The 2,047-nt window shown below is 28.5% G+C and carries 2 protein-coding genes; one reads left to right on the top strand and one right to left on the bottom strand.

The genetic code is table 11. From position 1 onward, the window contains the following. Positions 1 to 732 precede the first annotated feature (732 nt). A complete protein-coding gene (locus U9R42_11780) occupies positions 733 to 1,782 on the top strand; it encodes a PDDEXK nuclease domain-containing protein (protein MEA3496703.1) in 1,050 nt (349 codons plus the stop codon). A 24-nt stretch (positions 1,783 to 1,806) separates the two neighbouring features. On the opposite strand, the gene U9R42_11775 is transcribed toward U9R42_11780, so the two are convergent. After that, positions 1,807 to 2,047 (bottom strand): hypothetical protein (locus U9R42_11775; protein ID MEA3496702.1); only part of this gene is annotated, 241 nt, incomplete at its 5' end.

The raw sequence follows: 2,047 nt of genomic DNA, 5'->3' as shown, positions 1-2,047 counted from the left end.
GAACAGCTACAACAACAAATATTAACAATACATTTAAAAAATTATTTTTTAAAACATCCATTGCTCTTGAGTAAGCATCACCTGAACTTATATAGGGCGGTTTGTAATTCTCTTGCATATTTTTTTTTCTTCAAATATATACTAAAATTTACTGAGTAATGTTGCATTAGGGAATTACTTTAATTAAGGAATATTTATTCATTAACAAAAAATTGCATTTTCAACTTGAATTCAAGCATTTCCAAAAAATGAAAATCTCACTTGCCTAACGGCAAAGGCAGATAAAAAATATTTCATTTTATTAAAATAGATAATTTACTAAGAGGCACTATTTAAGGTAATTTTAATATGACAGATTGCTTTTTAAAAAAGATTAAATACAACCAATAAAATAAAAAATAATTATTACATTTGCAAATAGGTTTAAGATATATTCAAAATTTATTTGGATATGAAAATATTAAAACTAGAGAAATTTATAAACATGTCGCAAAAAACAGAAATTAATAAATTTAGAAACCCTTTAGATGATCTTTATAAAAATGGAACTTGATAAAGCTACGTTTATTCCCATAAAATGGCGGAATAAACGTAGCTTTTGACAGACTATAGTGAAAATAAACGTAATATGACGTATATTCATACGTTGTAGCCAATTCGGGACAGCGTTTAAAACAGATAGTAAGAAATCTAGTAACCAAAAATTAGGATTATCTTTGTAGAAAATACAATATGAATATAAAAAAACAAAATATAGAATACATTGAATGGCTAGATAGGCTGAAAACAAGAATAAGGAAAACCCAGATAAAGGCGGTACTTTCTGCAAATACGGAACTGTTACAATTGTACTGGGATATTGGAAAAGACTTGTTTGAAAAGAAAGAAAATCAAGGGTGGGGAAACTCGATAGTTGAAAACTTATCAAAAGATTTAAAATCTGAATTCCCTAATATGCAAGGCTTTTCGAGAAGAAATCTTTTTTATATGAGAAGTTTTTACACATTTTATAAATCTGATTTTGAAAAAGTGCAACGATTTGTTGCACAAATTCCGTGGGGACATAATATAAAGATAATCAGCAAGTCTGACAATATTAATGAAGCATTGTTTTATTTAAGTGAAACTGTTGAAAATGGATGGTCAAGAGATGTATTAGATTTGCAAATTAAAAATCATTTATTTAAAAGACAAGGAAAAGCAATAACGAATTTTTCAGAATCACTTCCAAAACCTAATTCAGACTTAGCAAATCAGACATTAAAAGACCCTTACTTATTTGATTTTCTTACTTTAAGTAAAGATGCTAATGAAAAGAACATTGAAGACCAGTTAACAAAACACATTACAAAGTTTTTGTTAGAATTAGGCAAGGGATTTGCTTTTATTGGCAGACAATATCATTTAGAAGTTGGAGAAAAAGATTTTTTTATTGACTTACTATTTTATCATACCAAATTGCGTTGCTATGTAGTTGTCGAGTTGAAAGCAACTGGATTTAAACCCGAATATGCTGGCAAATTAAACTTTTATTTATCTGCTGTTGACAGCACATTAAAAACAGATAATGACAACACGACAATTGGAATATTATTATGTAAAGAAAGGGATAAGATTGAGGCAGAATATTCTTTAAGAGGAATTTCTCAACCAATAGGAATAGCAGAATATAAATTAAGTAGAGCAATTCCAAAGAATATTAAATCTGAATTACCAACGATTGAAGAAATAGAACTGGCTACAACAAAGGCTATACGTAATGCGGGCTATAGTGATGAGTAGGGAAGATTATGCAAATAAGAAAATTTAGTAGTAAAATAAAAGCAAGGTGCCTTGAAATCCCGCACTACGCATGGCCCAACCGTCAGATTGTCTAAAAAAATCAACAAATTGTAGATAAAGATAATTTGCCACCAAAGGAATAATTTCTATTTTTATACTATGAAATTTATAGGGAGGTTCTATAAATACATTTCTTTTAAGAAACAAAGATAATGAATAAGATGCAAGGCACAAATTTTTCTGAATAGCCGTAGCTATTGAGCAA

It is taken from the genome of Bacteroidota bacterium (assembly GCA_034723125.1).
Lineage (GTDB): Bacteria > Bacteroidota > Bacteroidia > CAILMK01 > JAAYUY01 > JAYEOP01.
Note: the sequence above shows the minus strand (reverse complement) of the source record. Positions and strands in the feature narration are given on the sequence as shown.